Origin of the sequence: Butyricicoccus intestinisimiae (assembly GCF_018918345.1) — a bacterium.
Lineage (GTDB): Bacteria > Bacillota > Clostridia > Oscillospirales > Butyricicoccaceae > Butyricicoccus_A > Butyricicoccus_A intestinisimiae.
Window position 1 is genome coordinate 590,539 of the sequence record NZ_JAHLQI010000001.1, and the last position, 24,180, is coordinate 614,718.

Sequence of the window (24,180 nt, forward strand, 5' to 3'; positions counted from 1 at the left end):
AAAAATTTATTCAAGCAACCGAAAGGGCTTGCTGTCTGTGAATTACAGGCGGCGGGTCCTTTAACTTTGCCTTGATTTCGCGGTTGGTTATTGTAGTAGTCCAGATACTCCATGAGTTCCTATTTGAAGTATTCCATGGATTGAAATTCTTGCGGATAAAACAGTTCACTCTTGAGTAATCCAAAGAACTTTTCAATCACAGCATTGTCCAGGCAGTTTTCCTTGCGACTAAATAGATGTGCCCTCCCCAATCGTTAACCTGCGTTGCACTCCTTACTTCAAATCGTCTCGCCGCCTCGCAATAACGCCTATCATGGTTTCTACCACCATTTTGTTAGACATCATATCATACTGTCTAACAAATGAGGTGCAGTTCAAAGTCACTCTCTACGTTTTCGTATGGAGATTGCAATATCGACGCAGATTAAATCTGATAAAAAGTTCGATATTTGTGACATAGAATGAAAAAGGCAGTGTAAATTGAGTTATTTTGAGTAAGAAAGCAACAGATATTTTCAAAGGGTATAAGTTGAAATGTCCTTGTATAATCATAGCAGAACTTTGAGCTAAACATCTTTTCGTGAAAAAAACGCACATATTTCTAGCAGATAGAAAATTATTTTTATTTACTAGGAGATACGACATGAGCAAGGTTGGAATTGACGCAGTTGAATTATCATTAACAGTAAAGGCGCTTGAATGGAGACTGTTAGAGTGCAATGATAGAGTGGATCTGCATCATGGTCGGAATGATTTAAAAGCAATCTGGAATAGTGTTTCAAGAGATCAGCCAAGCTGTAATTGCATTGATCGGATTATCATCAAAGACAGTGAAAAATTTTATCGATGTACGATAGGAATTATTTGCCCTACAGATAGTAGACCCATTTTATACTGCAACCTACATTTAACAGTACACCATGCAAGGGGAAATAATTTTTTTAATATGACATGGAGCGAATATGATCGTTATATTAGAACAGTGGCAGATTACCTTACGGAACGTTATGGCGTAGAAATTGATGTTGAGCAGGCAACCGTTAGTTATATAGAGTTAAATTGTAACATCTCATTAACACAGGAATATAGTAGCTATGGCCGAGTACTGAAGTTGCTAATGGCCAGCTTGAATAAGAAATTTAAGGCTCTTCAATACTATGAGCGGGAAGGAGCAGTTCCCATATACGATTCACTTTTACGGGAAAACAAGTCTATATCCGTCCTCATGTATAATAAAATAAATGAAATGGGTCTAAGTGGCGATGAAAAGGTTTTGAGGATAGAATTTGCTTTAAAGACACCTAACAAGATAAGAAGAGTTTTCAACACTAGAAAATGGAATGCTCTGACTGATACGGCAATTTGTGAATGCTACCATAAATTATTTAAGAGTTTGATTGTTTGTTCATTTAAGCGTTGGAAAAATCTTTCTCAGAAGATGCTTGTACAAGAGCTGCGACAACTACAAGGGAAAAATGGCTGGCCACGGAAATGGGCACAACTTTTTATGAATCGGATTCGAGATAAAGACTTACAATCATCAAAGCCACTCATACTTGATATCGAGCAGGTATATGATGCGATGAGATGCTTGCCAGATCCTTCGAGAAATATTAGCAAGAAAATCTTACTTTTACAGCGAAATGAGCAGGCTATCTGCGACAGTACATACCTACATAAGGATTTATTAAAGGTTGATGAAATCTTTCAAAAAGAACAATGTGCATATAAAAATTTCTCGTCTGAATAATCGGACGAGAAATTTTTAGGAATTAAATTCCGATTTTTTTACAGAGATTATACCAAGTACCACGTGATATAGAAAGTTTCTGGCAGCACTCAAGAATAGTTAGTTTACCAGCTTTGTTTTGAGCTCTTAAGGATAGAAACAATGCTTCATCTATGCGACAAGGAGGACGTCCAATAGATCTTCCAGTGCGACTAGAGACACGATGGTCATTTACAATAGGCATGGCGTCAATGCCTTCTTGACGACGCTTGTTAATGACTTCACGTTCTTGCTGGGCGATACAACTAAGGACTTCAATCAGAATGTTACATACCATATCTCCGATCCACTGTTGCTCTGCTGGAAACTCAATCATAGTGGTGGGAATATCGATAATGCGTACTATTACACCGTGAGAACGAAACCAAGCTAACTCATTCTGAATGCCATCCCGATCTCTACCCAATCGGTCAATTGATTTGATTATAAGTTCATCTTCGGTACAGATGATGGCTTTAAGTTTTTGATACTCTGGACGATCAAAACTTTTACCAGAGGATTTATCTGCAAAAATCTGATCTGGTTTGTATTTTTCAGCAGCTTTCAATTGCCTAGCAAGATTTTGGTCGGCTGTGCTTACACGAGCATAGAAAAACTTCATTTGCTATCCAGTTCCCAACACAGCTGTTTACTCATAGAGTCACGGACAACAATTTCATATCCCATGGCATTTAGTAGAGTTAACAGCGTATCGATGCGCATACCGTGTTGACGTTGCAGAAAATTACAGACTGCGCTCTGGCTGCTGAGACCACAAGCTTCAGCAAGACGAGATTGTGTCATACCACGTTCGTGCATAGCAGTACGCAGCAGTTTACTAGTGTTCATAATTTTCACCTCATTGTAAATATGTGTTTTTTTACACAAGATTGTCTAAAAAACTAGAGTTTTTTGAACACTCTTGTCTCATCACGAAATCATAATATTATTTAGCAGAGCAAAAGGAAAAATAGATGTAAAATATCACGAATTAATAATGGTAGATTTTTATAACATCAATTCGTAATAAATGAAATATCCGAGTCATTTATGATAACTCGGATATTTTTACTAAAAAATTGTGGTGCTATTTTCAAAAAACTCATTATTGATGCGGTGTTGCTTAATACGTCTGCTAATAGTTGAAGCGTTAACCTTGCTATGAGACTCATGGTGGAAAAGATTTGTAGCAATAAATTGATTTGATTGCTTTTGAGCTTTCATCTTAAAAATATCAGCACAAGTGATGATGTTCCCAGACGAATCAACAAGAGGTTTGCGCTTTGCTCCCGCATGACGGATATTGTTCTTTTCTTCAATGATTAAATAAAGATTTCCCTCGTGCTGTACAACGCGCATGAGCAATCCGACTTTGGATAGGCGATGACGTAGATCATAAATGAGGTTATTGGGATTATTGGAGGCAATATGAACAATCTGACTAATCATTTGCATAAATATTATAGCCTTTCTTAAAAAGGTTCGTTATTACCAGCGCGCAATTTGGAATTAGGAGTATCCGGTTTATTTTCACGCAACCGGCGACGTGCACTAGAATATGAAATAGAATCAAAGTGTCTACTTATTTCGCTTGATAAGCAATCTATAGAAGGCTTATAAGATAAAGATTGTATAAATTGGTAGATAGAATCCCAAGTGATAACATTTCCAACACAATCTCTAAAAATTTTATGTGGACGACCAGCATTGCGGGCGTTAACAACAGTCTGAGTTTCATCCCACGAAAGAGATAATGTGCTGTCGTTATATTTTTGCACTCTAATTCCTGCTGCGTGCAATTTTTGAATTATTTTTTTTGATTCTTCATCCGAGGATAGCGTATAAGGGCGAATTAAAAGTTTAAACATTTTGCTCAAGAATACCAAAGTGATAAAAAATTTCTTCAATAAGTTTGCGTTTTTCAGGAGTTACCTGAGGCTGTTTTTGATCTGATTTTTTAGAAATATTAAAGTTTTTTCGTAACTCAAGACCGTTAGCTCTCTTTACTTGTGCAATTTCAAGACTACTGAGCTTTACACCATAATGATGTAAAGCAAAATCCTTAATTTCGCTGTATGTAACAGATAAACCTGCATTATTTTTTAGAGATGAGAGATCAAGATCTACATCAATATAATCATCTGGTTTTTTCCCACCTAACAGAGCAACCGTCTCCACATGGCTCGATAGGTCCGGATTGATGTCGATCATCGGGAATCTATCTAAACCAATATGGTTTGTACCAAAATATCTCCGTTTGTTCGTGGAAACATATCTACAAATTCTGTAGCAAAAATATCTTGATACATTTCGCTATCCATATCTCAGCCTGAACCTTGTTTGTCCACGAAAAAAGTTCAACTTTTTTATTCGTTTCTACTATTATTTCTACTATTATAGTGATTCCAACATAAAAGTCAAATTTTGCGAGGAACCGCCATCGCCTCAACCTTGTCCGTTCTTCCTACAAAGAACAGGTCAACGGCTATTTTTCGTCCTAACTGATGTTCATTTTTCCATGCACTCGACCTTATTATGTCTGAAAATCCAGCATTGAAAGGGAGAACCGAACCTATTACTTCTTCGCATTCTCTTCCAGTTCCAGCATGTACTTATCAAAGTCGGACATAAAAAGTCTGTCCTGAATGACACGATACTTTTCAAATTCAGTCTCGGCTTTAGCCTTGGCAATCTCTGCCGTGATCTTTCCTGCATCCTGAAGGACCTCTCTGTCATCAGCCATCAGGAATAAATCCAGACGCTTTGCCCAGTCCTCCATTGTCATCGGAATATGACGCTCTGCGCGATCCTCTGCCAGATCCAGATATGCCGAAACGATACGCTCTAATGAACGCATTTCCTTTTCTGAAAGATAATTCTTTGCAACGCTCACATCACTTTTTACAATCTTGCCTTCCGGCGCTGCTGCCCATGTGGTTAGCCCCATATGTGGCTTATCAGCATCTGCTCGCTCATAAATCAACTCTGCTGCCGTATGTCCGTGAACTGCATAATGCATCTTGTTCTGCACCTTAGCAAAGAACTGTTTTGTCGTTTTTGCTGTGCGGTCGTAATCAAGAGCTGTAGCATAGATGTCTGTTATCTTCTGATAGAATCTACGCTCAGACAAACGGATCTCACGAATCTGTTCAAGCAAACGATCAAAGTATTCTGTTGTGAGCACTGATCCACCATTTTTTAGACGTTCGTCATCCATAACCCAGCCTTTGATGGTGTAGTCCTTGGCAATTTGATTGACCCATTTACGGAACTGCACCGCACGCTCAGAATTGACCTTGAATCCAACAGCAATGATCATCTCCAAGGAATAGTGATTTGTGCTGTAGCTTTTTCCGTCAGCGGCAGTTATTCGAAATTTTCGAATAACTGAATCCTCCTGTAGTTCGCTATCCTCGAATATTTTCTTAATATGATAATTTATTGTGTTAGTACCCACGTCATATAATGTGGCCATCATCTTCTGCGTTAGCCATATATTCTCATCCTCATAGCGCATCTCGATACTGTCCTGCTGATCACCGACAGAGGCAACATACGTCAGGTATTCTGCAGCACTGGAACGGATGGTTATTTCATCTTTTTTCTTTTTCAAATAGGATGCCTCCTTTAATGTTTCCAAATCATTATTCTGCCTGTGCATCATAGGATTGCTTCACAATTTCCATGATTTGATCTAATTCATCCTGATGCTCCATAAACAATTCTACATCACCATTTCCCCAACGACCTAAACCTGTGATATCCTTGCAGATACCGTTAGGATCATTAATCTCTGAAAACTTCATATTAATCGAAATACGCAATCTTTGTTTCTGGAAGACAATATCAACAAAATTAGTATCCAGCTTATAAGCAACATACAACTTTTTATATTCCTTCTTCACCGCTGGAGATAAGTTCATAATACGCTTATCCAAAGACTCAAACAGCATTCTTGTAAAAGCATTAACATCATATGATTCTAAGGAATACTTCTGCACTGTTTTTTCTTCTGCTTGATATGGTGCTAGTTCTGCAGCTGTTAAAGTTGGATATGGCCAAATAGTTTCTGCTTTCTTTGCTAATTCATTTGCTCTCTCTTGGATGTGTTTCTCATTCCATTCATTCTGCAAAACCACATATTTATTAAGCCTAAGTGCACTTTCCTTAAATCCACCCGGCATATCCATCTTATCCAAGAAAGGCCTGTCACTCATCTCGGAATTATATGCAGTCAAAGTAAGATTGCCAATTGTATGTAAATATTTCTTCTGTACCTCCTGCCACTCAGGGCCAAGATCAGTTTGCCACTCCAAAGAAAGATTTTTGTTTTGCGGCATAATATGCTCAATGGTGTAATTTTCTATAGTAATTGGAGCTTTGTTTTCAAAATTTTCCAAGCGACTTAGAATATAATTTCTAGCACGCATATTATAAATATCACGATTTACGAATGCACCTTCAAACTTATCGTTATCCGGGAATTCTTTATAAGTATCCTGCATTACAAAGAATGCCTTAACAGAATTCAGGTAATCATCTGGTTTAATATAATTCTTCAACGTTGCAAAGGTCTTGTTCATCGAATTAGTCGGAATTTCGCAAATTGCACGTCTCAGGACATAGCTAATACAAAGCTTCAGAATTTCCTTCAACTCATCTGATGTTATCAGTTCTTCGGTACAGTCATGATGAATCTTCAGTAAGAATGGATAAGATACTTCCATTCTCAAATCGATAATATCTTCATATAACTTCTTTAAATCCGTGTCAGAGTTTCGCTTAAATACGATGTTAGTGTAATATTTTGCGTAGTCCAGCAAATCTTGACACAGTTCTCTAATACTTCCAAATTCGCAGTTCAAGTGATACAACTTGAACTCTTCATATACACGTCCTTGCTTTGGAATACGAGAAAGCTTCATGGTTAAGTAATGGCGGAAAAAAGCATCCATTACAGATCCTTGCGTTTCATAAATAAACAGTTGTTCCATAGGCCGCCAGAGATGCTCATATACATAGGTTTGCTCTGATGGCTCTAATCCCATCAAAACATAGTTACGAATCAAATCAGATTCTGAAAGTTCCTTACCGGTAGAGTTCAAGCTTTCAAAAATTGCCTGTGCATCGTCTACAGTACGGTCTAACGTGATATTAACAATCTGTAATTTTCCAATTGACTCGTATACCTCTGCAGGCTGAATTTCTTTATCGGCCAGCTTGTTAGCGAAAAAGTTGTAATTTTCAATCAGCCTTGATCGAGTACCTTCTGCAATTGGCTTTTCCTCAACAAGGCTTATAAGAATGTCCCTATCTGTTTCGGTTAACAGTAACTTATACCGTTCATCACCATTTTCGTACTCATTTTTTAGAAGCATATTATCTATACGACGAGCATTAATTGTTGTGTCACCAGGATTCTTTATTGCATAATCGCGCAAAGCCAGGAGAAGAAGAGTTAACGTAGTCATTCGCTGCTGCCCATCAATAATCATATATTTCTGAACACCTGTTGGCATTGCCTGCTCAGCAATATTAACAATAGATCCAACAAAATGGCCAGCTTTACCTTTTCTCTGCATCTCTACAATATCGTTCCAAAGTCGTTTACACTGATCAATGTCCCAGCTGTAAAATCGCTGATAAACTGGAATCAAAAACTGTTTATTTCCATTTAATATCTCATAGATATTGCCTTTACGTGCATCCATACCGCACCTCCATTACTTCTTTTCTCCGTAAGAAACCGTATCTTCTGCCACCTTGCTTAGTTCTATTTCAGACACATATTTATATAGCTTTTCCTCTTTTCGTGGTTCCACATTATCTGTCCAAAGCTCACACTGACTAATTACTGTACTTATTGCAAAATCGTAATCTTCCGGAGGATACTTATATTTCTTAAGGAGTCGCTTAACCATCTTTCGCATTTGTGCTCTAGCGGTTTCTTTTTTCTGCCAATCGATAGTGCGATTTTTACGAAGCATTTCTGTAAGTTCTCTTGTCAGAGCAATCAATTCATCATTCTTGTAAAAATCCTTGATATGCTCTGGTTTTGTAAGTGCATCATAAAATGCCAGCTCTTCTTGCGAAAGTCCCAACTCTTGACCATTCTTATAGAGATTTGCAATTTCCTCCGCAGTTTTAAGCAATTCTTTAATAACTTCTTCATTGGTGATTAATCCGTTATAATAGGAGTTCATCAGTTGCGCTATCTTTTCTGAGAATTTTTGTGACTGCACCACATTTGTTCTCTTATATAGGGCCACCTGCTCAGCCATAAGTTTTTTCAAAATCTCAACAGCTATATTCTTTTCCTTCATTCTAGAGATTTCATCCAAGACAGCCGGATCAAACAAGCTGAAATTTTCACCGCCACTTTTGCTGCTGTCAAATAAGCTGATGACACCTTCGCTCTGTACTGCCGCTTTCAAAAGTTCATTGATTTGATCGTTAATCTCAGTAAGCGACAGGCTCTTTCCACCAGTACCACCGTAAGTGATTTTAATAACCGTAGAGCGCAAAGCTTCCATATAAGCTGCTTCATGCCTTTCCTGTTCTGTTGTCATACTGGAACAAAGCGAATGAGACTGTTTCAAAAGCATAGCTTCCTTCAAGAACAAATCTTTTCTTTCTGGTACACTTGCATCGAGAATAAAGTTTACACCACCCGTAATAAGCTTAGCCATTGTAAGCGGAGAGCCACCTACAAAGCCGCTAAAATCAAAGCCATGCAGTAAATCCTTGCAGACCTGCAGCTTTTCTTGAAACTTCGGATAGGCCATCTTTGCAATATTCATGTCACCATATTTAGACTGATCGCGCTTCGTATATTCTTTCATCGCCGCCTTTAGAGCTGACGCAATTCCAACATAGTCAACGATCAATCCGCCTTCTTTATCCTTGAATACACGGTTAACACGAGCTATTGCCTGCATCAAGTTATAGCCATGCATTGGCTTGTACACATACATGGTAGCCAAAGAAGGTACATCAAATCCGGTAAGCCACATATCTACAACAATGGCTATTTTCATCGGATCGTTATTATCTTTAAATTTCCTCGCGAGTTCTTCCTTGTGCGCTTTGGTTCCGATAATCTCTTTCCAATCTTCTGGATCATTGTTACCGCCAGTCATGACCACACCCACTTTATCTGTCCATGTAGGTCTAATTTTTAAGATACGGCGGTAAATTTTCATTGCAATCGGACGAGAATACGCCACAATCATAGCTTTACCTGTCAGAAGATTTGCTCTGTATTTTTCATAATGTTCAACGATATCATCACAAAGAGATTCAATCGTAGAATCTGCTCCCAGTACGCTTTCCATCTGGCCAAGCATCTTTTTGCTCTTCTCAATCGTTTGCGCGTCGGATTGTTGCTCCAAGACATCATAAGTGGAATCAATTAACGCCAGCGTATTCTCATCTAACTTTAGATGAACCACACGACTTTCATAATAAACCGGACGAGTAGCGCCATCTTCCACTGCCTGTGTCATATCATAAACATCGATATAGTCACCAAAAACCTCACGAGTATTTCTGTCTTTAGCTGAGATCGGTGTACCAGTAAAGCCAATAAATGTAGCATTCGGCAATGCGTCATGAATAACACGGGCATTACCAATTACCGTATGCGCTTCCTTTTCACCGTTTTCATTCTCTGACATAACGATTTTCTCATCAAAACCATACTGCCCACGATGTGCTTCGTCTGCCATAACAACAATGTTTCTACGTTCCGATAAAGCTTTCTCTCCACGCTCAAACTTAAACATCGTAGTAAATATGATTCCATTCGCACTTCTGCCATCAAGAAGTGACTTCAAATGTTCCTTACTCTCTGCTTGTACCGGTGTCTGACGCAAAAAATCTGCGCATTGTGAGAACTGTGCATAAAGCTGATCATCCAAATCAATACGGTCTGTCATAACTACGATTGTTGGACTGTCTAATGCATCCTGCAATAAATGTGCATAGAAAACCATAGATAATGACTTACCAGAGCCCTGTGTATGCCAGAACACGCCACCCTTGCCGTCGGTCTTAGTTGCTACCTTTGCTTTTTCGATTGCTTTGCGGACTGCGAAATATTGATGATATCCGGCTAATACTTTGAAACGACTATTGCTAATGCCTGAGAAAAGAATAAAATTCTTCAAAATATCAAGTAAACGTTCCTTTTTGAACATACCCTCATAGAAAGTTTCAAAGGACGCATACGCAGTATCTTCGTAATTACCGTCTTTTGTTTTCCATTCCATAAAGCGATCTAATCCGGAAGTGATCGTTCCTGCTTTATTCGTAGACAAATCACTAATTACACAGATTGCGTTGTAATAAAAGATAGATGGAATATCCTGCATATAGTTGCGAATCTGATGGTATGCATTCTCTGCTCCCACTTCATCTTTTGCTGGACTCTTTAATTCCATCAAAACAAGCGGCAATCCATTTATGAATAGAATAATATCCGGACGACGGTTATTTCCATTTTCAAGAAATGTAAACTGATTTACCACATAAAAAGAGTTATTCTTTATATTTTGATAATCAATCAAACGTACAATCGACGATTGCTCCTCGCCCTTCACAAAGAACTTAACCGTGACGCCATTTTGCAGATAATCCATGAATATCATATTCTTCTGCAGCAGGCTTCCGGTATCAAAATTCTTTAATTTGGCCAGTGCCTCATCAATAGCTTCTACAGGCAGACCACGGTTGATACGCACCAAACTATCTCTCAGAATAGAATCCAGAATCGGACTGGTATAATCTCTATCAAAATCCGGAGCGTAGAGGTGGTCATAGCCCATGTTTTCAAACAATTCAATGATTGCCTGTTCATATGTATCCTCTGTAAATAAATTTGGCATGTTCAACCTCCTGTATTTTTCGTTATATTTCTATGATAAACAAGAATTTAGTGGCTTAAAGGTCGATGTCGGAAACATCAAGCTCGCCGGACATCAACTTAGGCAGTAGCGCATCTCGCATAGCTGCAAGTTTGTGCGATTCACGAGTACGATTTTGCATTTCCAAAAACATAGGATATACGATAGCATCAAAGCGATGAAGTGTTTCCTTATCAGGCAATATTGTTGGATAATTTTTCAGAATATCCGTTTTTAGATTATTAAAAACACTTCCATTACTGAGATTAACCAAATGCTGGCGAATGTACTTAAAATATAAATATAGATATTCCCGTGAAAATTTTGATTTTGGGAAGTAAAGCCATCCGTCATGAATGCAGCTATCAACATCAAGGATTTTAGGTATGCCTGGAGTTGCACTATTAGAAAGTATGAGCGATCCTTCTTTAAGAAAGACGGTCTTTTTTAGTCCATCTTCAATTATGTGATCCTTGATGTCGATAACAAATGGCGTTTGAAGGCTTGTTACATCTGAAATTTTAAGCCATCGTAAACCTGAATCAGATAAGTACTTTTGAATTGGTCTGGGTGAACCACCACGCTTAATATCCGCGAAATCACCCAGTTTTCCATCAATCCAAGAATCAGGCACACTACCGTTCCATGGAATATAATCAAGGAACCATGCTTTGAAAAGAGCTTCTGCTTGCTGCTCTAAATTCTTGTTTATCTTACCATTCACTTTTATTTTTTCATCTATATTCAACAGAAAGCGAGCGATGCGCTCTTGAGTTTCTTTTTCTTCTGGAAAAGAAATCACAATTTCTTCCTGCAATCTTTTTCGATTTATTTCAGTCTGACCGGTTGAGCCTTCCGCAAGCGTTTCAATTTTAGGTTGAAACGCTTTAACCGCATACCCATAATAAATAGAATCAATTTCCTCGGTTGGACGAAGAAGTATCATATGTCCATCTATTGTTGTTGGTGTTGGCACATCATACAATTGAGCAACACGACCAGCAGTTCCAGTACCAGTAGAGTTAATCAGCACATCTCCTGGTTGAAGCATTTTATCAGCTGGTACTTTCTTTTTTGAACAGTCATGTAATCTTGATTCCTCATAATTGATTTCAAAATTTCGATTACATTTCTGATTTAACACACGAACTGTATTCTCATTTTCTCTTTCTACATATTTAGGTGGAATGCCTTTAGACATAAATGATGTGATTTCGCCTAAACATCTTTTCCTCCACTCTGTCATATCGTCACCTTCCTTAACCTATGTATTTCTTGTGAGCCAATTTAACATTGCTCTGTTTGACCATTGCGTACTGCAAGGTCGTATCTATTCGTTTATGCCCCAAGAGCTGCTGTAACTGCTCAATCGGCATTCCTTTATCAATCGCCATCGTAGCAAGTGTTCTTCGGAACTTATGCGGATGGACTTTTTGTATATCTAACTGCTTGCCCATTTCACGCAGGCGAGATTCGATACCGCCTATCTTGATTCTCTCATGTGGAGCACGCAAAGTAACAAAAAGTGCCGGGTTTTCATCTGTTCGACTGTCGATATAGTTTTGCAGATGAATCTTTGTCCGAGCATCAAAGTAGACAATGCGTTCCTTATCACCCTTACCGAAAACCACACATTCACGCTCATTGAAATTGATGTCCGCTTTGTTCAGCAAAACCATTTCACCGATACGCATTCCGGTAGAAGCCAGCATATCAATCATCGCCAAGTCCCGAAGTTCTGTACAGCTGTCACGCATTTTCTCCAAGTCCTCATCTGTATAGGTTTCCTTGATGTTGGTTGCTGTTTTCACCTTATGGATACGGCGAACAGGACTTTTCAAAATATAATCCTCGTCCTCCAGCCAAGAGAAAAAGCTGGACAAAATCCTGCGGATATTATCTATCGTCACACGACTGGACTGGTTCTTGCTCTGATAATCTGTCAGATAAGAACGCAAATCCTCAGTCTGAATGTGACGGATACCTTTGTCTATCGAAGCTACCATCGTTTCAATGGTTGTGCGGTAATATTTCAGCGTTTTCTCTGAACAACCTTCAATCCGCTTTGCCGAAACAAAAGAATCTATCAGCTTTGGGTTATCGTCTGTTTCGTTCTTCTCTGACTGCGCCGTGATCTCACAGCCAAACAGTGCATTTTCAAGCACTTTTTGCAGCTGCTGCATTTGTGCATTGTCGAGGTGTGGCAGCATTTGCTGCACCACCTCTGAAATAATTTGCTGTTTCATAGGTCATTCTCCTTCAAATTTATTTTCCAGAGAACGACTCAACGGCAGTTCCGTTGGCTTTAGCTCCCGCCGTTGGTGGGAGTATTTAGGTTAAACAAGAATTTAGAGCAGCAAGCAGAAGCGATTTTTCAATCAATCCTTAGCAACGCTGTCACGACCGTTAATCTCGGCGAAATTGCAGATGTGAAAGGTGGAAAGCGATTACCTAAAGGTGTCAATCTTATAGATATACAAAACACACATCCATATATTAGAGTACGAGACTTAAATAATGTCCTATTTGCCTCTCTTACTCCTGATTACGCCTATGTTGACGAAGAGACACAAAAAAGTATTTCCCGTTACATAGTTTCTACGGGAGATGTTCTGATCTCGATTGTTGGAACAATCGGTCTAACAGCTATTGTAGATTCAACCTTGGATAAAGCCAATCTGACCGAGAATTGCGTCAAAGTAACAAACTTAAAGCATATAACACCAGAATATCTATTGCTGTATCTTCGATCTCAATTAGGAAGAGAAGCTATTACTAAAGGTACAGTAGGTGCTGTACAACAGAAGTTGCCGATTAAAAATATACAAGCTATTCCTATTCCGCTATTAAGCGAAAAGGATAAAAATACTCTGCTCTGCACCCTTGATTCTATTTTTGCCGAAATATCAATTAATGTTATTCAATCCGCAAAGCTTTCTTCTTTGCGTGATACTCTGTTGCCAAGATTGATGTCCGGCGAGCTTGATGTCTCTGACATCGACCTCTAAACCGTTAAATTCTTGTTTATCTTATCATTGAGTGCGATTTTATCATCAAACGACTTCAAAAATGAGCCGATTTTTTCTTGATCAACTAATGGAGGCACATCAATTTCAAGATTCCTTACAACATCAGTCTGCACACGCTGTCGTCCAGATGAACCGACCATAGATTTTATTGACGGTTCTCTTATTTCCGGGCTACAAACAAGGTAGTACAAGTAATCCTTATCAGTAATTCCTTCTTTTGCTCGGAACACAATATATTCCGTTGAGCCAAACCCGACCTCTCCATCATTTAAGATTGAGACCTGCGCTGTTTTCCCATTTTCTAAGCACGGCGTAATTCGTGCCATAATCGTATCTCCATTACGGAATTTTGTGCCACCAGAAAAACATTCTTCAACATAATATGGAATATCTCGATAAAATGGGCGGAGTACATCCATAGGGATTTTCTTAGCTATAGCACCTTTTTTTATTGTTTCTCTGGGATTGAAATCTGCAATATCAGAGAGCTTCTTTTTTATCCATTCAGATTTCATGTCCAATCGCCTCCAGTTTTTCACGAATTACAAATTCGTTTATTCTTTCTTGTCCTGTATTCATAAGCTAACTCTCACTTTCAGTTTCGTCTTCATCCGTTCTATACGCATCTTCAACCGAATAAGTACCATCATCCAGCATCTTAACATTTATGCCTACGTTGATTGTGTCCTGTGTTTTTCCTCCATCTTTCAATTCATATATAAACTGCAATACTGCTTCAATATAATATTCAATTGCATTCTCGTCCGAATTCAAGGATTCAATATTATCAATACTAATCAAATGAGCTGTAGTTGAAGTAATCAACCGTCCTTTTTCAACAAGTCCAAAATTTCGATCGATTATCTGCACGAGAAAATCTCCAGAGTTTAACCAATCAATAATTTCCTGGTTTTCATCAAACTCTTCAATTGGTTGATAGGAATATTTGTCAATTTCCTTTGCCCACGCTTCTAACTGTACCTTAACTTCACTTTCATTTTTGCATATGAACAGTGATGAATCTGATACATTTTCTGCAAACTCATTTAGCAGAAATCCTCCAAAAGCATTGTCTTTGGAATAATATATAATTTTCGAGTTGCGATGCGTTAATGAAAATTCCAAAATACTTTCCCATAATAGCGCATCCTTAAATCCTTTATCAGACTTTTTGTCTTTTCCCTCAAAAGGAGGTAATTTACTAAATGCTCGATTTATTATACTTTCAAACCTATTATTAGAAGCAATCGGAAGCTCTATAATTTTATTCAATCCTACTGAAATCTCTTTTTTGTATTCCACAATCTTATTTTTTATGTATTCCGGATAGTTTATGTCCGGATTTTCTTGAATAGAATATTCAGGAAATCGTTTCTTTGATATCGTACTTTTATAAGTTGAAAGCAATTCATCATGCTTTTCTATAATCTGCTTCTCCATTTCATTCCATACAACAGATGGAATTGCTACGGTTACCTGATTATATATGTCAAGTTGATTAATCATATCAATTACATTTTCAAATGTTGAATTAAAGCTAAACGTTGTGAAATCTGCTTTCTTTTCATATGCTTGAAACAGAGCATTCGTATCAAAAATCAAACAATACGTTATTTCATTGCTTGAGCTCATATCCGATCGCCCCCAGCTTCTTCCTGATCTCTCCCTCCAGCTCATGCGACTTTGCAAACATTTCCGCAAGTTCAGATGTTAACCGATCCATCTTTTCTTCAAATGGCTCATCGTCTTCTTCCTGCTCTTCAATACCTACATATCTGCCCGGAGTAAGGATAAAGTCTTGCTTTTCAATTTCCTGCAAATCAGCAACGGCACAGAAGCCTTTAACATCTTCAAGTGTTCCGTCTACAAAAGCTTCATAGGTATCTACAATCTTCTTGATATCACCATCTGTCAACTCTCGAAGCTTACGGCTCACCATCGTTCCCATCTTGCGGGCGTCAATAAATAAAGTCTTTCCCGGTTGTTTCTTCTGTTTATTGATAAACCAGAGCGAAACAGGAATCTGCGTTGTATAGAATAGCTGAGTAGGCATTGCAACAATGCACTCAACTAAATCGGCATTGATAATGTTCTTACGAATATCACCCTCTCCACCTGACTGAGAAGAAAGTGAACCATTCGCTAATACCATACCAATACGACCTGCTGGTGCAAGATGAAAAATCATGTGTTGAAGCCATGCAAAGTTGGCGTTTCCTGCTGGTGGTGTTCCATATTTCCATCTCTGATCTTCTTTTAGTTTATCCAATCCCCAATCAGAAAGGTTAAACGGAGGATTAGCCATAATATAATCTGCTCGCAATGTTGGATGGCGATCATCTAGAAACGTATCTGCAGCATAGGCTCCAAGATCTGGTTCAATTCCACGAATAGCAAGGTTCATCTGTGCCATCTTCCATGTAGTAGGGTTTGAGTCCTGGCCGTAGATAGAAATGTTACTGATGTTACCGCTGTGGTTCTCAACAAATTTTGCAGACTGAACAAACATACCGCCTGAGCCACAGCAAGGATCATATACTCTTCCCTTGAAAGGTTTCAATACTTCTACCAAGGTGCGTACTACGCAAGATGGTGTGAAGAATTCGCCGCCACGTTTTCCTTCTTGTTCCGCAAACATAGAAAGACAATACTCATAGGTACGACCCAAGATATCCTTTTCGCTACCGTGTTCGATCATCTGAATATTGGTAAATAAATCTACCACATCTCCCAATCTTCGTTTGTCCAATTCTGGACGTGCGAAATTCTTAGGGAGAATGTCTTTCAATCGTTTATTTTCTTTTTCAATTGCACGCATAGCCTCATCAATAACTGTACCAATCTCTGGCGTATGTGCTTTTGCTGCAATCTCACTCCAACGTGCACCTGCTGGTACAAAGAAGATACCTTCAGAAGTATATTCATCAATATCTTCCTCGAATCCGTCGCCTTCTTCAACAAGTTCCTGATATTTATCGTCAAATCTATCTGAGATATATTTCAAGAAAATCAACCCCAGGACAACGTTCTTATATTCTGATGCATCCATATTGCCACGAAGTACGCAGGCCGCATCCCATATTTGTTTTTCAAATCCAATATCGGCTGTATTTTTATCTGCCATTTTAGTTTTCCTCCTCTGATGATTCATCTTCTACCGAAAAATTAAGTTTCTTTTTCTTCCAGTTTTTCATCAGGTATTACCTGCATAATATCTGCAAAATCACAATCAAGTCCTTTACATATTCTCAGCAAAACATCTGTTGTAATATTGTCGCCTTTCGTGAGTTTTGCAACCGATGCCGAACTAATACTGCATCGTTCCATCAAATCTTTTTTCTTCAAATTTTTATCTATCAAAAGTTTCCATAATCTGTTGTAACTGATACGCATTTTCTACCTCCGTCGTTACAGCTATAAATCAAAAACAGTATCAATATACATCATGAAGGAATCCATATCGTCCTTCATTAAGTTTCTTTGTAAATGTGATGACATTGGCTCCGAGAGCCTCAAAATCAATATTACTCGGAACGTGATCTGTATTTTCCACAATAATCAACTGTCCCGTCAAATGATGAACAAAATACTTAAACAGACCATCCTTCATGCTATCGGGTAATTCAGTATCATTTTCATCAAATCCATGCAATGGAGTATCTATAATCAAGAAATCTGCATTGTACTTTGCGTGATCATGAAAATAGTTTCTAAAGGCAAGAGCTACAACTGTATTCAAGTAAGAGTGATATCCCTTACCGTGAGAAGCCTTTGTCTCACCATTTACTTCTATATCAAAACTGCTTAAATTAAATCGAGCACCAGTCAAATTCAAGTACTGACATTCTCTTAATATCGAATCCATATCCTCGCTTACAGTCGTCTGGAATTCAGTATCAAAATATTCTTTTGGATGATATTCGATTGCCTTCTCTTCTTCATTTTCTGCAATGTCATATCTAGTCAAATCCTGTTCCCAGCCTTTTGCATATTGAACAATAAGATCGACCTCATTTGATAACTGAATATAACCTCTGTATGTCTCTATAGTCTTTTCTATTTCTGATGCCTGTGGCTTCAGTTCTTGTTGTATGAGCTTCTCAATGTCAGCTCTCTGTTCCTTGAGTTCTCTCAATTTTTCTTCGACAGCAGCTTTTTCCACCTGAACATCTTTTTCTGATGCTACCAACCCATCCATTTGAGAAACTATTCGAGACAATTCACCACGAGATGCCTCAATGTATGATTTCTTTGCACGAGGAGTAATCTTTCCATCGCAGAACGGACAAGTTGAAACCTTCGGTGCTGTGCTCATATTTTGCTCGCCATCAACAATGAAAGTCAAGCGTTGAATATCTGCTTTATATTGACTACGCAGATGTCCATATCTTGAAAGAAGCACTTCGCATTCTGTTACTTTTGCTTCTTGTTCCATAATATCCGCAAGCAGTTTCTGGCTGGTTTCGATTGCAGCAGAAATAGATGATTCGGTTTTCTGTAAAGATTCCACCATCTCACGTAGTTGTTCTTCTATATTAGCATCGTCCAGATTTTCTATTTGAACTGCCAGTTCTTTCTGACGCTGATTTGCTTCTCGAATCTTCTGATTCACATAGTCGTGAACTGCTTCTTTACGAGCCTTCTTTATCTCTTTTTTGGTCTGAGCATCATGTTCACTAAAATCTCTACCAGTAAGCAAGAATAATAGTGAAGAAAGAAATAATGTTTTTTCGTAAGTCGCAACTGGCTCAAACAGTGGATCTGGTTTGTCAATTCTTTCTTCCTTAATGTAATACAGGCGAAGAAGGTTTTCCCAAGTCATACGTTTCTTCTCAAAGCGCATATTACCAGGCACTTCGGGTTCTCCATCGATGCCTAACAGCTTCATCATCACTAAATTAAGAACCGGCTTCGGCTTTTTTACATTCTTGCCTGGTTTTTTTATAACATATATCCCGTTCTCAATTTCTTCAGAATCCGCAACCACCTCTACTTGTCCAGAGCCAACTTTACGTGAAAGGATCACGTCACCATATTGTTCTGTGCCAATAATAACGGACGCTGAATCATACCCTGACGATTCTTTGAATGGATTTTTTAGTTTATCGTAATTTCCACCGAACACGAACTCCATACACTTCAGGACGCAGGACTTTCCTGTATCCGAACGTCCCTGTATTATATTCAAACCGGAAGTAAAATCGACAATGGCATCTTCTTTCAAATCACTCCTGGCGATTATTCTTTTTATATAAAAACCAGCCATATCGTTACCTCCTCAAAAATTCTGCCGATACATTACTTATCGTTTTCATAATTTTCTGCTCGCTTTGTCCTTTGAAATGCTCCACCGTCTTCCGAGCCAACATCTTATAATTACTTGCATATTCCGATTCCATTTTTCCTGCCACAGTTTTTCCAACTGCTGAAATAGAATATTGAAATCCATTCTGTCTGCGTTTTACAGATACCAGACCATCTAGCACCAACGACTTCATCGTGCTTTGCATCATTCCTCTTCGTGCAGCAAATTCACTAAGACCAAACTCATTCTCTCCATGCAGTGCCATATTGCTGATGCCAAAGTACTTACTGTAAATTGTAATGAAATCATAATCCGCTATTCTATCCAGCGTCATCTGTTCATCTTCCGAAACATATAAAAGCAATAGTATCCTAAGGCTTGATTCAAATGTGGTGTTAAATATTTTATTCATCAATATCCACCCACGAATTTATCGTTCCGTCATTCACCAGAATGTGGCAAATGCCTTTCTTGTGTACATTCTTCATAAGGCTTTTTATCCTATCAATCGAAGAAGCGTCTAATGTCGTATTGGTGATTTTATCAAGGACCGCTTGCAATCGCTGGTATCCATTATCGTAATCCTGAAGATATGTACTTTCTATACCGTCGTAAGCATCCTTTTTTAGAGCTTCAAATTTTTCTTCTCCACCATCAAATACATTCCTTACAGAATGATGCAGCCATTCTGCCTCATAATAAGATGTCCTTTGTGAAGTGAAGTCCCTACGGTATCTCCCCGGCAACGTTCCAATAATATCTGGAGTGACGGCTTGGGCGAGCGCATCTGCGTACGCTGCACAAAGAGCATTAACATACGGCATTTCTTCCGGTTTAATATCTTTTTCAGGTGCAAGTACTGTCGGTAGCTCTAAAACCTCATCTCCAACATGTAGCTTTCCGTCTTTTACATAAACTGTGCTTACTTCAACCGTTACATATCTATTTCCATAGGAATCAATATGAACCGGAAGCGTCGTATCAATGTAGCCTTTATTAGACGCCATAGCATCAATAAAGCGATAGAAAAGCTCTGCACACACTTCATCGATATTATCAACTTCAAGGTTTCCTTGTATTCCAAATTTCTTTAGCTTGCCGATCAATTCTTCTCTGGCTTCATAGTCCACTGTTTGGAAAGCATCAACAAACTTACTTTTGCTAAATCGGCTCTGAATAGTGCGTGCGTCATCCTGCTTTATTTTTCTATTCTGAGCACCAGAATATATCTTTGATAGAGTTGAAACGTCTTTACTCGATAGTGGGTTAAAGTCATCATTTTCATCTAACTTTTCTTCATCATCCGTCATCGGGTCACGAATAACGAGATTCGTCAGATACAGCACATACTCCTGCTGTGTCACACTACAACCGATATATCGATGCATCAATTGTACGAAATCACTAAATCTCATCGTTTACCTCCAACTTCAGATTTTTCTTTGGACAGTTCACTGTCCAACACTGTCCGCTGGCGTCCGGCCGGTGGACTTTTATTTTGTTAAGATGTGATTGTAATCGAAAGAGAGCTAGATACACTCCTACCGATTTTACACTTATTAATTATAGCAGAAGCGTATAAGAAAAACAATAACTTTGCGATGACAAAATTATGAACAGCGATGCGAAAAGGAATTTTTCTTGTTTGTTTGCTATAACTACATCACTTCAGCAGTTTGCGCAGACAGCTTTCCAGTGCTGAGGTGACCACACAACAGAATATATCGCTCCCGGCAACTGGAAAGGCTGGTGGCACACATGAGATGGAGATTTCTCCTGACCGTGGTACCACTATACCCTTTTGCCGGTAGCAGCAAGGAACCTCCATCTCGGATTGACAAGATGGAGGTTTTTATATGTCAAAAAACGCAAATCAGAGTAAACAATATCGTATCTACATCAAGAATTCAAAAAGCTGGGTGGATGTTAACAAGGAGTTCTACACGAACTACTATCGTGACATCAATTCCTATCGCAAGCGTCAGCAGGAGCATGGCCGTTGTGTCTGCCCTGCAAGCAAACGCTATTTATGCGACATGGACTGTATGACCTGTCCGTATGTCAAGGCTGGCGACCAGCTTTCTCTCGATAATACCGTAAGCGACGGTGAAGGAAATGAAAAGAGCTGGCTTGATGACATGCCGGATGAATCCGCAGCTATCGCTGAATTAATGGAGGATGCAGAACTTCTCCGTGCCCTCTATGCAAAGCTGAATGAGCTGGACCCGGAAGGCCGTCTTATCTGCCAGCTTATTATGGAAGGAAAATCTGAGCGTGACTGTGGCAAGGAAATGGGGCTCTCCCGTAATACCTTTGTATACCGCAGGGACAAGCTACTCCAGAAGCTTCGCTCAGATCTGAAAGATTACATCTAATTTGAACGGTCGTCCTCTGATATTTCAGGGGACGATTTTTCTTTTCAAAAAACTTTTTATAATTTTTCGGCCAAACGGCCATCTCACCTCCATTGAGTAGTGTAAGGCGAAACAAAGCGACCTACAGAAAGCGAGGTGAACACAGTGAAACAGACCTTTCACAACAGAAGCGGCACTGACGCAGAAGTAATTGCTACTCTCACAGCAATCAGTCAGGTATCCGCAAGAATGGCGAAGAATCTTAGACTCATCGCCGCACAGAGGCAATCCGAGGAAGGAGGAACAACAAATGGCAAAAATGAACGATATGGCTATGGCCATCGAAGAACTGAGAAATGCTGCCGCTGCTATTAACGATGCAGCAAACTGGCTTGCACAGCAGTTTACATCCGATGTTCAGCAGCAAATAGAAAATATTGCTGCTAATACAGAGGAGAAAGCAAAACCTGCACTGACCCTTGAAGAGGTTCGAGCTGTTCTGGCTGACAAATCTCGTGCTGGACATACGGCTGAGATCCGAGAGCTTCTTAAAAAGTATGGTGCAAGCAAGCTGTCACTCGTAGACCCAAAACATTATGAAGCCCTGCTCAGGGAAGCGGAGGTGCTCTAATATGCCACCAAAAGGACATGCACTCCTCTCCGCATCCTCTTCTGACCGATGGCTTCACTGTCCACCGTCGGCAAGGCTCTGTGAAACCTATGAGGATAAAGGTAGTGATTATGCTGCAGAAGGTACCGACGCACACGCTCTTTGTGAATACAAGCTCCGTAAAGCTCTCGGCATGAAAGCTACTGATCCAACCAAAAGTCTCGACTGGTACAACGCCGAAATGGAAGATTGTGCCACCGGATACGCCAGCTTTATTATGGAGCTTTTGGAAGACGCCAAGCAAACCTGCTCCGATCCAGTTGTCATGATTGAACAGCGAGTGGACTTCTCCCGTTGGGTGGAACAAGGCTTCGGAACCGCAGACTGTATTATTATTGCAGATGGAACACTTAGAATATGCGACTACAAAAATGGAGTCGGTTGTCTTGTTTCTGCTAATAAGAATCCCCAACTTTCCTGCTACGCTCTTGGCGCTCTGGAACTTTTCGATGATATTTATGACATCGATACGGTCAGCATGACCATCTACCAGCCTAGACGTCAGAACGTTTCTACCTATGAAGTCAGTAAGGATAACCTGTATCAGTGGGCCGATGAAGTTCTGAAACCTACCGCTGACCTCGCCTTCGCCGGTGATGGAAATTTTCTGTGCGGTGAATGGTGCGGATTCTGTAAGGCAAAGCATGAATGCCGGGCCAGAGCTGAAGCCAATCTTCTACTCGCACAGCACGATTTCAAACTACCACCTCTGCTGGAAGATTCGGAAATCGAAGTTATCCTTTCCCGTGTCGATGAACTGGTCTCTTGGGTCAACGACATCAAGGAGTATGCACTTCAGCAGGCAATCAGCGGTAAAGAATGGACAGGCTGGAAACTGGTCGAGGATCGCTCCAACCGCAGATATACCAACGAAGACGCTGTATCGAAGGCCGTCAAAGCTGCTGGCTTTGACCCTTATGAAAAGAAGCTACTTGGTATCACTGCTATGCAGAAGCTGCTCGGCAAATCTCGTTTTGAAGATCTCCTTGCAGACTATATTGAAAAGCCACAAGGCAAACCTACTCTTGTGCCGGAAAGCGATAAACGTCCGGCAATGAACACAGCAAAAAATGATTTTATGGAGGAATATGACAATGAGTAAAAATGTAAAAATGACAAATCCCATGAAGGTTATCACTGGTCCTAACACACGCTGGAGCTATGCCAACGTCTGGGAACCTAAGTCCATCAACGGTGGCACTCCGAAATATAGTGTCAGCCTGATTATCCCGAAATCCGACACAAAGACTGTTGGAAAGATTGAAGCTGCTATCGAGGCTGCATACCGTGAAGGTGAAGCAAAGCTCAAGGGCAATGGTAAGTCCGTACCTGCTCTTTCCGTACTTAAAACGCCACTTCGTGATGGAGATCTTGAAAGACCGGATGATCCTGCATACGCTGGCAGCTACTTTGTGAATGCAAATGCAACCTCTGCACCTGGTATCGTAGATGCAGACCGCAATCCTATTCTCACCCGTTCTGAGGTTTACTCTGGAGTCTACGGTCGTGCCAGCATCAGTTTTTACGCTTTCAACAGCTCTGGCAATAAAGGTATCGCCTGCGGCCTTAACAATCTGCAGAAGATTCGTGATGGCGAGCCTCTTGGCGGTAAGGCATCTGCTGAATCTGACTTTGCAACTGATGACGACGATGATTTTCTTGACTAATGGAGGTAGCAAACTATGGAGACAATCATGATTAGCACAATTCTTGTAAACATCTGTATCGGCTGCTTCGCTTCCGTCGGTCTTACTACTGCAATCTCTATGATTCAGAGTATCATCAACGACCATAAACGCGAAAAGCGTGAGCAGGAAAAAGACAAGCGCGACCTCGAATACCACGAAAAGCGCATGAAAGACTTTAAGTAATCTATCAACCTGCTGGCGGTAGGCTCATTGCCGCCAGCACATTTTCTGACAAAAGGAGACAACCTATGAATGAATTTGCAGAAATATTAAATCTATTTATTGCTAATGTCATCGCCTATACCTTTTTTGCGGCGGTATATGGCTTCATCATCTACAACGTAGGAAAAATCATTTTTTACCTTGTTCGTTATGCGGTATACCACATTCGTCGTGACATCAATAAATATAAATCCAATAAAGATAAACAGTAACAAGGCAGGCGGCAGGGATTTCTCTGCTG

25 protein-coding genes and 1 pseudogene are annotated in these 24,180 nt (G+C 39.6%); 8 read left to right on the forward strand and 18 right to left on the reverse strand.

What is annotated here, in order from left to right:
• Positions 1-10: 10 nt before the first annotated feature.
• Positions 11-230, reverse strand: a pseudogene (locus tag KQI75_RS13550) (IS3 family transposase); the annotation flags it as partial.
• Positions 231-643: 413 nt separating this feature from the next.
• Here KQI75_RS13550 and KQI75_RS02970 point away from each other — a divergent pair.
• A complete protein-coding gene (locus KQI75_RS02970; RefSeq protein ID WP_216469188.1) occupies positions 644-1,750 on the forward strand; it encodes a hypothetical protein in 1,107 nt (368 codons plus the stop codon).
• A 22-nt stretch (positions 1,751-1,772) separates the two neighbouring features.
• On the opposite strand, the gene KQI75_RS02975 is transcribed toward KQI75_RS02970, so the two are convergent.
• The 10 genes from KQI75_RS02975 to xerA form a co-directional block, all read right to left on the reverse strand.
• Positions 1,773-2,390, reverse strand: a complete 618-nt coding sequence (locus tag KQI75_RS02975; RefSeq protein ID WP_216469189.1) for a recombinase family protein — start codon at positions 2,388-2,390, stop codon at positions 1,773-1,775.
• On the reverse strand, positions 2,387-2,617 hold the full coding sequence (locus KQI75_RS02980) for a helix-turn-helix domain-containing protein (RefSeq protein WP_216469190.1): 231 nt from the start codon (positions 2,615-2,617) through the stop codon (positions 2,387-2,389). Before KQI75_RS02980 ends, KQI75_RS02975 begins: the two co-directional genes overlap by 4 nt.
• 222 nt (positions 2,618-2,839) lie before the next feature.
• Entirely contained in the window at positions 2,840-3,223 is a 384-nt protein-coding gene (locus KQI75_RS02985; RefSeq protein ID WP_216469191.1) for a hypothetical protein, read from the reverse strand.
• Positions 3,224-3,240: 17 nt separating this feature from the next.
• Complete coding sequence (locus KQI75_RS02990; protein ID WP_216469192.1) at positions 3,241-3,636, reverse strand: hypothetical protein; 396 nt, start codon at positions 3,634-3,636, stop codon at positions 3,241-3,243.
• Positions 3,629-3,979, reverse strand: a complete 351-nt coding sequence (locus tag KQI75_RS02995) for a 23S rRNA methyltransferase (RefSeq protein ID WP_216469193.1) — start codon at positions 3,977-3,979, stop codon at positions 3,629-3,631. The genes KQI75_RS02990 and KQI75_RS02995 overlap by 8 nt, the downstream gene beginning before the upstream one ends.
• A gap of 364 nt (positions 3,980-4,343) precedes the next feature.
• On the reverse strand, positions 4,344-5,381 hold the full coding sequence (locus KQI75_RS03000) for a virulence RhuM family protein (RefSeq protein WP_216469194.1): 1,038 nt from the start codon (positions 5,379-5,381) through the stop codon (positions 4,344-4,346).
• A 31-nt stretch (positions 5,382-5,412) separates the two neighbouring features.
• Positions 5,413-7,479 (reverse strand): DUF262 and DUF1524 domain-containing protein, encoded by a 2,067-nt coding sequence (locus tag KQI75_RS03005; protein WP_135976459.1) that lies wholly within the window; start codon positions 7,477-7,479, stop codon positions 5,413-5,415.
• 12 nt (positions 7,480-7,491) lie between these two features.
• Positions 7,492-10,653 carry a type I restriction endonuclease subunit R gene (locus KQI75_RS03010; protein WP_216469195.1) on the reverse strand — a complete coding sequence of 1,054 codons (3,162 nt, stop codon included), beginning with the start codon at positions 10,651-10,653 and terminating at the stop codon, positions 7,492-7,494.
• 55 nt (positions 10,654-10,708) lie between these two features.
• A complete protein-coding gene (locus KQI75_RS03015; protein WP_216469196.1) occupies positions 10,709-11,917 on the reverse strand; it encodes a restriction endonuclease subunit S in 1,209 nt (402 codons plus the stop codon).
• 13 nt (positions 11,918-11,930) lie between these two features.
• The gene (xerA, locus tag KQI75_RS03020) at positions 11,931-12,917 is read right to left on the reverse strand and encodes a site-specific tyrosine recombinase/integron integrase (protein ID WP_216469197.1); all 987 of its coding nucleotides are present in this window, start codon (positions 12,915-12,917) and stop codon (positions 11,931-11,933) included.
• Between the two features lie 75 nt (positions 12,918-12,992).
• On the opposite strand from xerA, the gene KQI75_RS03025 reads away from it, so the two are divergent.
• Positions 12,993-13,679, forward strand: a complete 687-nt coding sequence (locus KQI75_RS03025) for a restriction endonuclease subunit S (protein ID WP_330655477.1) — start codon at positions 12,993-12,995, stop codon at positions 13,677-13,679.
• On the opposite strand, the gene KQI75_RS03030 is transcribed toward KQI75_RS03025, so the two are convergent.
• The 7 genes from KQI75_RS03030 to KQI75_RS03060 all read right to left on the reverse strand — a co-directional run bounded on the left by KQI75_RS03030 (position 13,676) and on the right by KQI75_RS03060 (position 20,420).
• Entirely contained in the window at positions 13,676-14,215 is a 540-nt protein-coding gene (locus KQI75_RS03030; RefSeq protein ID WP_216469199.1) for a restriction endonuclease subunit S, read from the reverse strand. The two genes, KQI75_RS03025 and KQI75_RS03030, sit on opposite strands and share 4 nt — an antisense overlap.
• Before the next feature lie 67 nt (positions 14,216-14,282).
• Positions 14,283-15,332 (reverse strand): PIN domain-containing protein, encoded by a 1,050-nt coding sequence (locus KQI75_RS03035; protein ID WP_216469200.1) that lies wholly within the window; start codon positions 15,330-15,332, stop codon positions 14,283-14,285.
• Entirely contained in the window at positions 15,316-16,824 is a 1,509-nt protein-coding gene (locus tag KQI75_RS03040) for a class I SAM-dependent DNA methyltransferase (RefSeq protein ID WP_216469201.1), read from the reverse strand. The genes KQI75_RS03035 and KQI75_RS03040 overlap by 17 nt, the downstream gene beginning before the upstream one ends.
• Positions 16,825-16,865: 41 nt before the next feature.
• A complete protein-coding gene (locus KQI75_RS03045; RefSeq protein ID WP_216469202.1) occupies positions 16,866-17,093 on the reverse strand; it encodes a helix-turn-helix domain-containing protein in 228 nt (75 codons plus the stop codon).
• A 40-nt stretch (positions 17,094-17,133) separates the two neighbouring features.
• Entirely contained in the window at positions 17,134-18,966 is a 1,833-nt protein-coding gene (locus tag KQI75_RS03050) for an AAA family ATPase (protein ID WP_216469203.1), read from the reverse strand.
• 4 nt (positions 18,967-18,970) lie between these two features.
• The gene (locus tag KQI75_RS03055; protein ID WP_216469204.1) at positions 18,971-19,417 is read right to left on the reverse strand and encodes an ABC-three component system middle component 2; all 447 of its coding nucleotides are present in this window, start codon (positions 19,415-19,417) and stop codon (positions 18,971-18,973) included.
• The gene (locus KQI75_RS03060; protein ID WP_216469205.1) at positions 19,410-20,420 is read right to left on the reverse strand and encodes an ABC-three component system protein; all 1,011 of its coding nucleotides are present in this window, start codon (positions 20,418-20,420) and stop codon (positions 19,410-19,412) included. The genes KQI75_RS03055 and KQI75_RS03060 overlap by 8 nt, the downstream gene beginning before the upstream one ends.
• A gap of 441 nt (positions 20,421-20,861) precedes the next feature.
• On the opposite strand from KQI75_RS03060, the gene KQI75_RS03065 reads away from it, so the two are divergent.
• The 6 genes from KQI75_RS03065 to KQI75_RS03090 all read left to right on the forward strand — a co-directional run bounded on the left by KQI75_RS03065 (position 20,862) and on the right by KQI75_RS03090 (position 24,151).
• Positions 20,862-21,380, forward strand: a complete 519-nt coding sequence (locus KQI75_RS03065; protein ID WP_216469206.1) for an RNA polymerase sigma factor — start codon at positions 20,862-20,864, stop codon at positions 21,378-21,380.
• 289 nt (positions 21,381-21,669) lie between these two features.
• The gene (locus tag KQI75_RS03070; RefSeq protein WP_216469207.1) at positions 21,670-21,990 is read left to right on the forward strand and encodes a DNA ligase; all 321 of its coding nucleotides are present in this window, start codon (positions 21,670-21,672) and stop codon (positions 21,988-21,990) included.
• A 1-nt stretch (position 21,991) separates the two neighbouring features.
• Complete coding sequence (locus KQI75_RS03075) at positions 21,992-23,131, forward strand: DUF2800 domain-containing protein (protein ID WP_216469208.1); 1,140 nt, start codon at positions 21,992-21,994, stop codon at positions 23,129-23,131.
• Positions 23,124-23,696 (forward strand): DUF2815 family protein, encoded by a 573-nt coding sequence (locus KQI75_RS03080; RefSeq protein ID WP_216469209.1) that lies wholly within the window; start codon positions 23,124-23,126, stop codon positions 23,694-23,696. The genes KQI75_RS03075 and KQI75_RS03080 overlap by 8 nt, the downstream gene beginning before the upstream one ends.
• Before the next feature lie 27 nt (positions 23,697-23,723).
• Positions 23,724-23,900, forward strand: coding sequence for a hypothetical protein (locus KQI75_RS03085; protein WP_407927178.1), 177 nt, complete (start codon positions 23,724-23,726; stop codon positions 23,898-23,900).
• A 65-nt stretch (positions 23,901-23,965) separates the two neighbouring features.
• Positions 23,966-24,151 carry a hypothetical protein gene (locus KQI75_RS03090; protein WP_021420024.1) on the forward strand — a complete coding sequence of 62 codons (186 nt, stop codon included), beginning with the start codon at positions 23,966-23,968 and terminating at the stop codon, positions 24,149-24,151.
• Positions 24,152-24,180 lie beyond the last annotated feature (29 nt).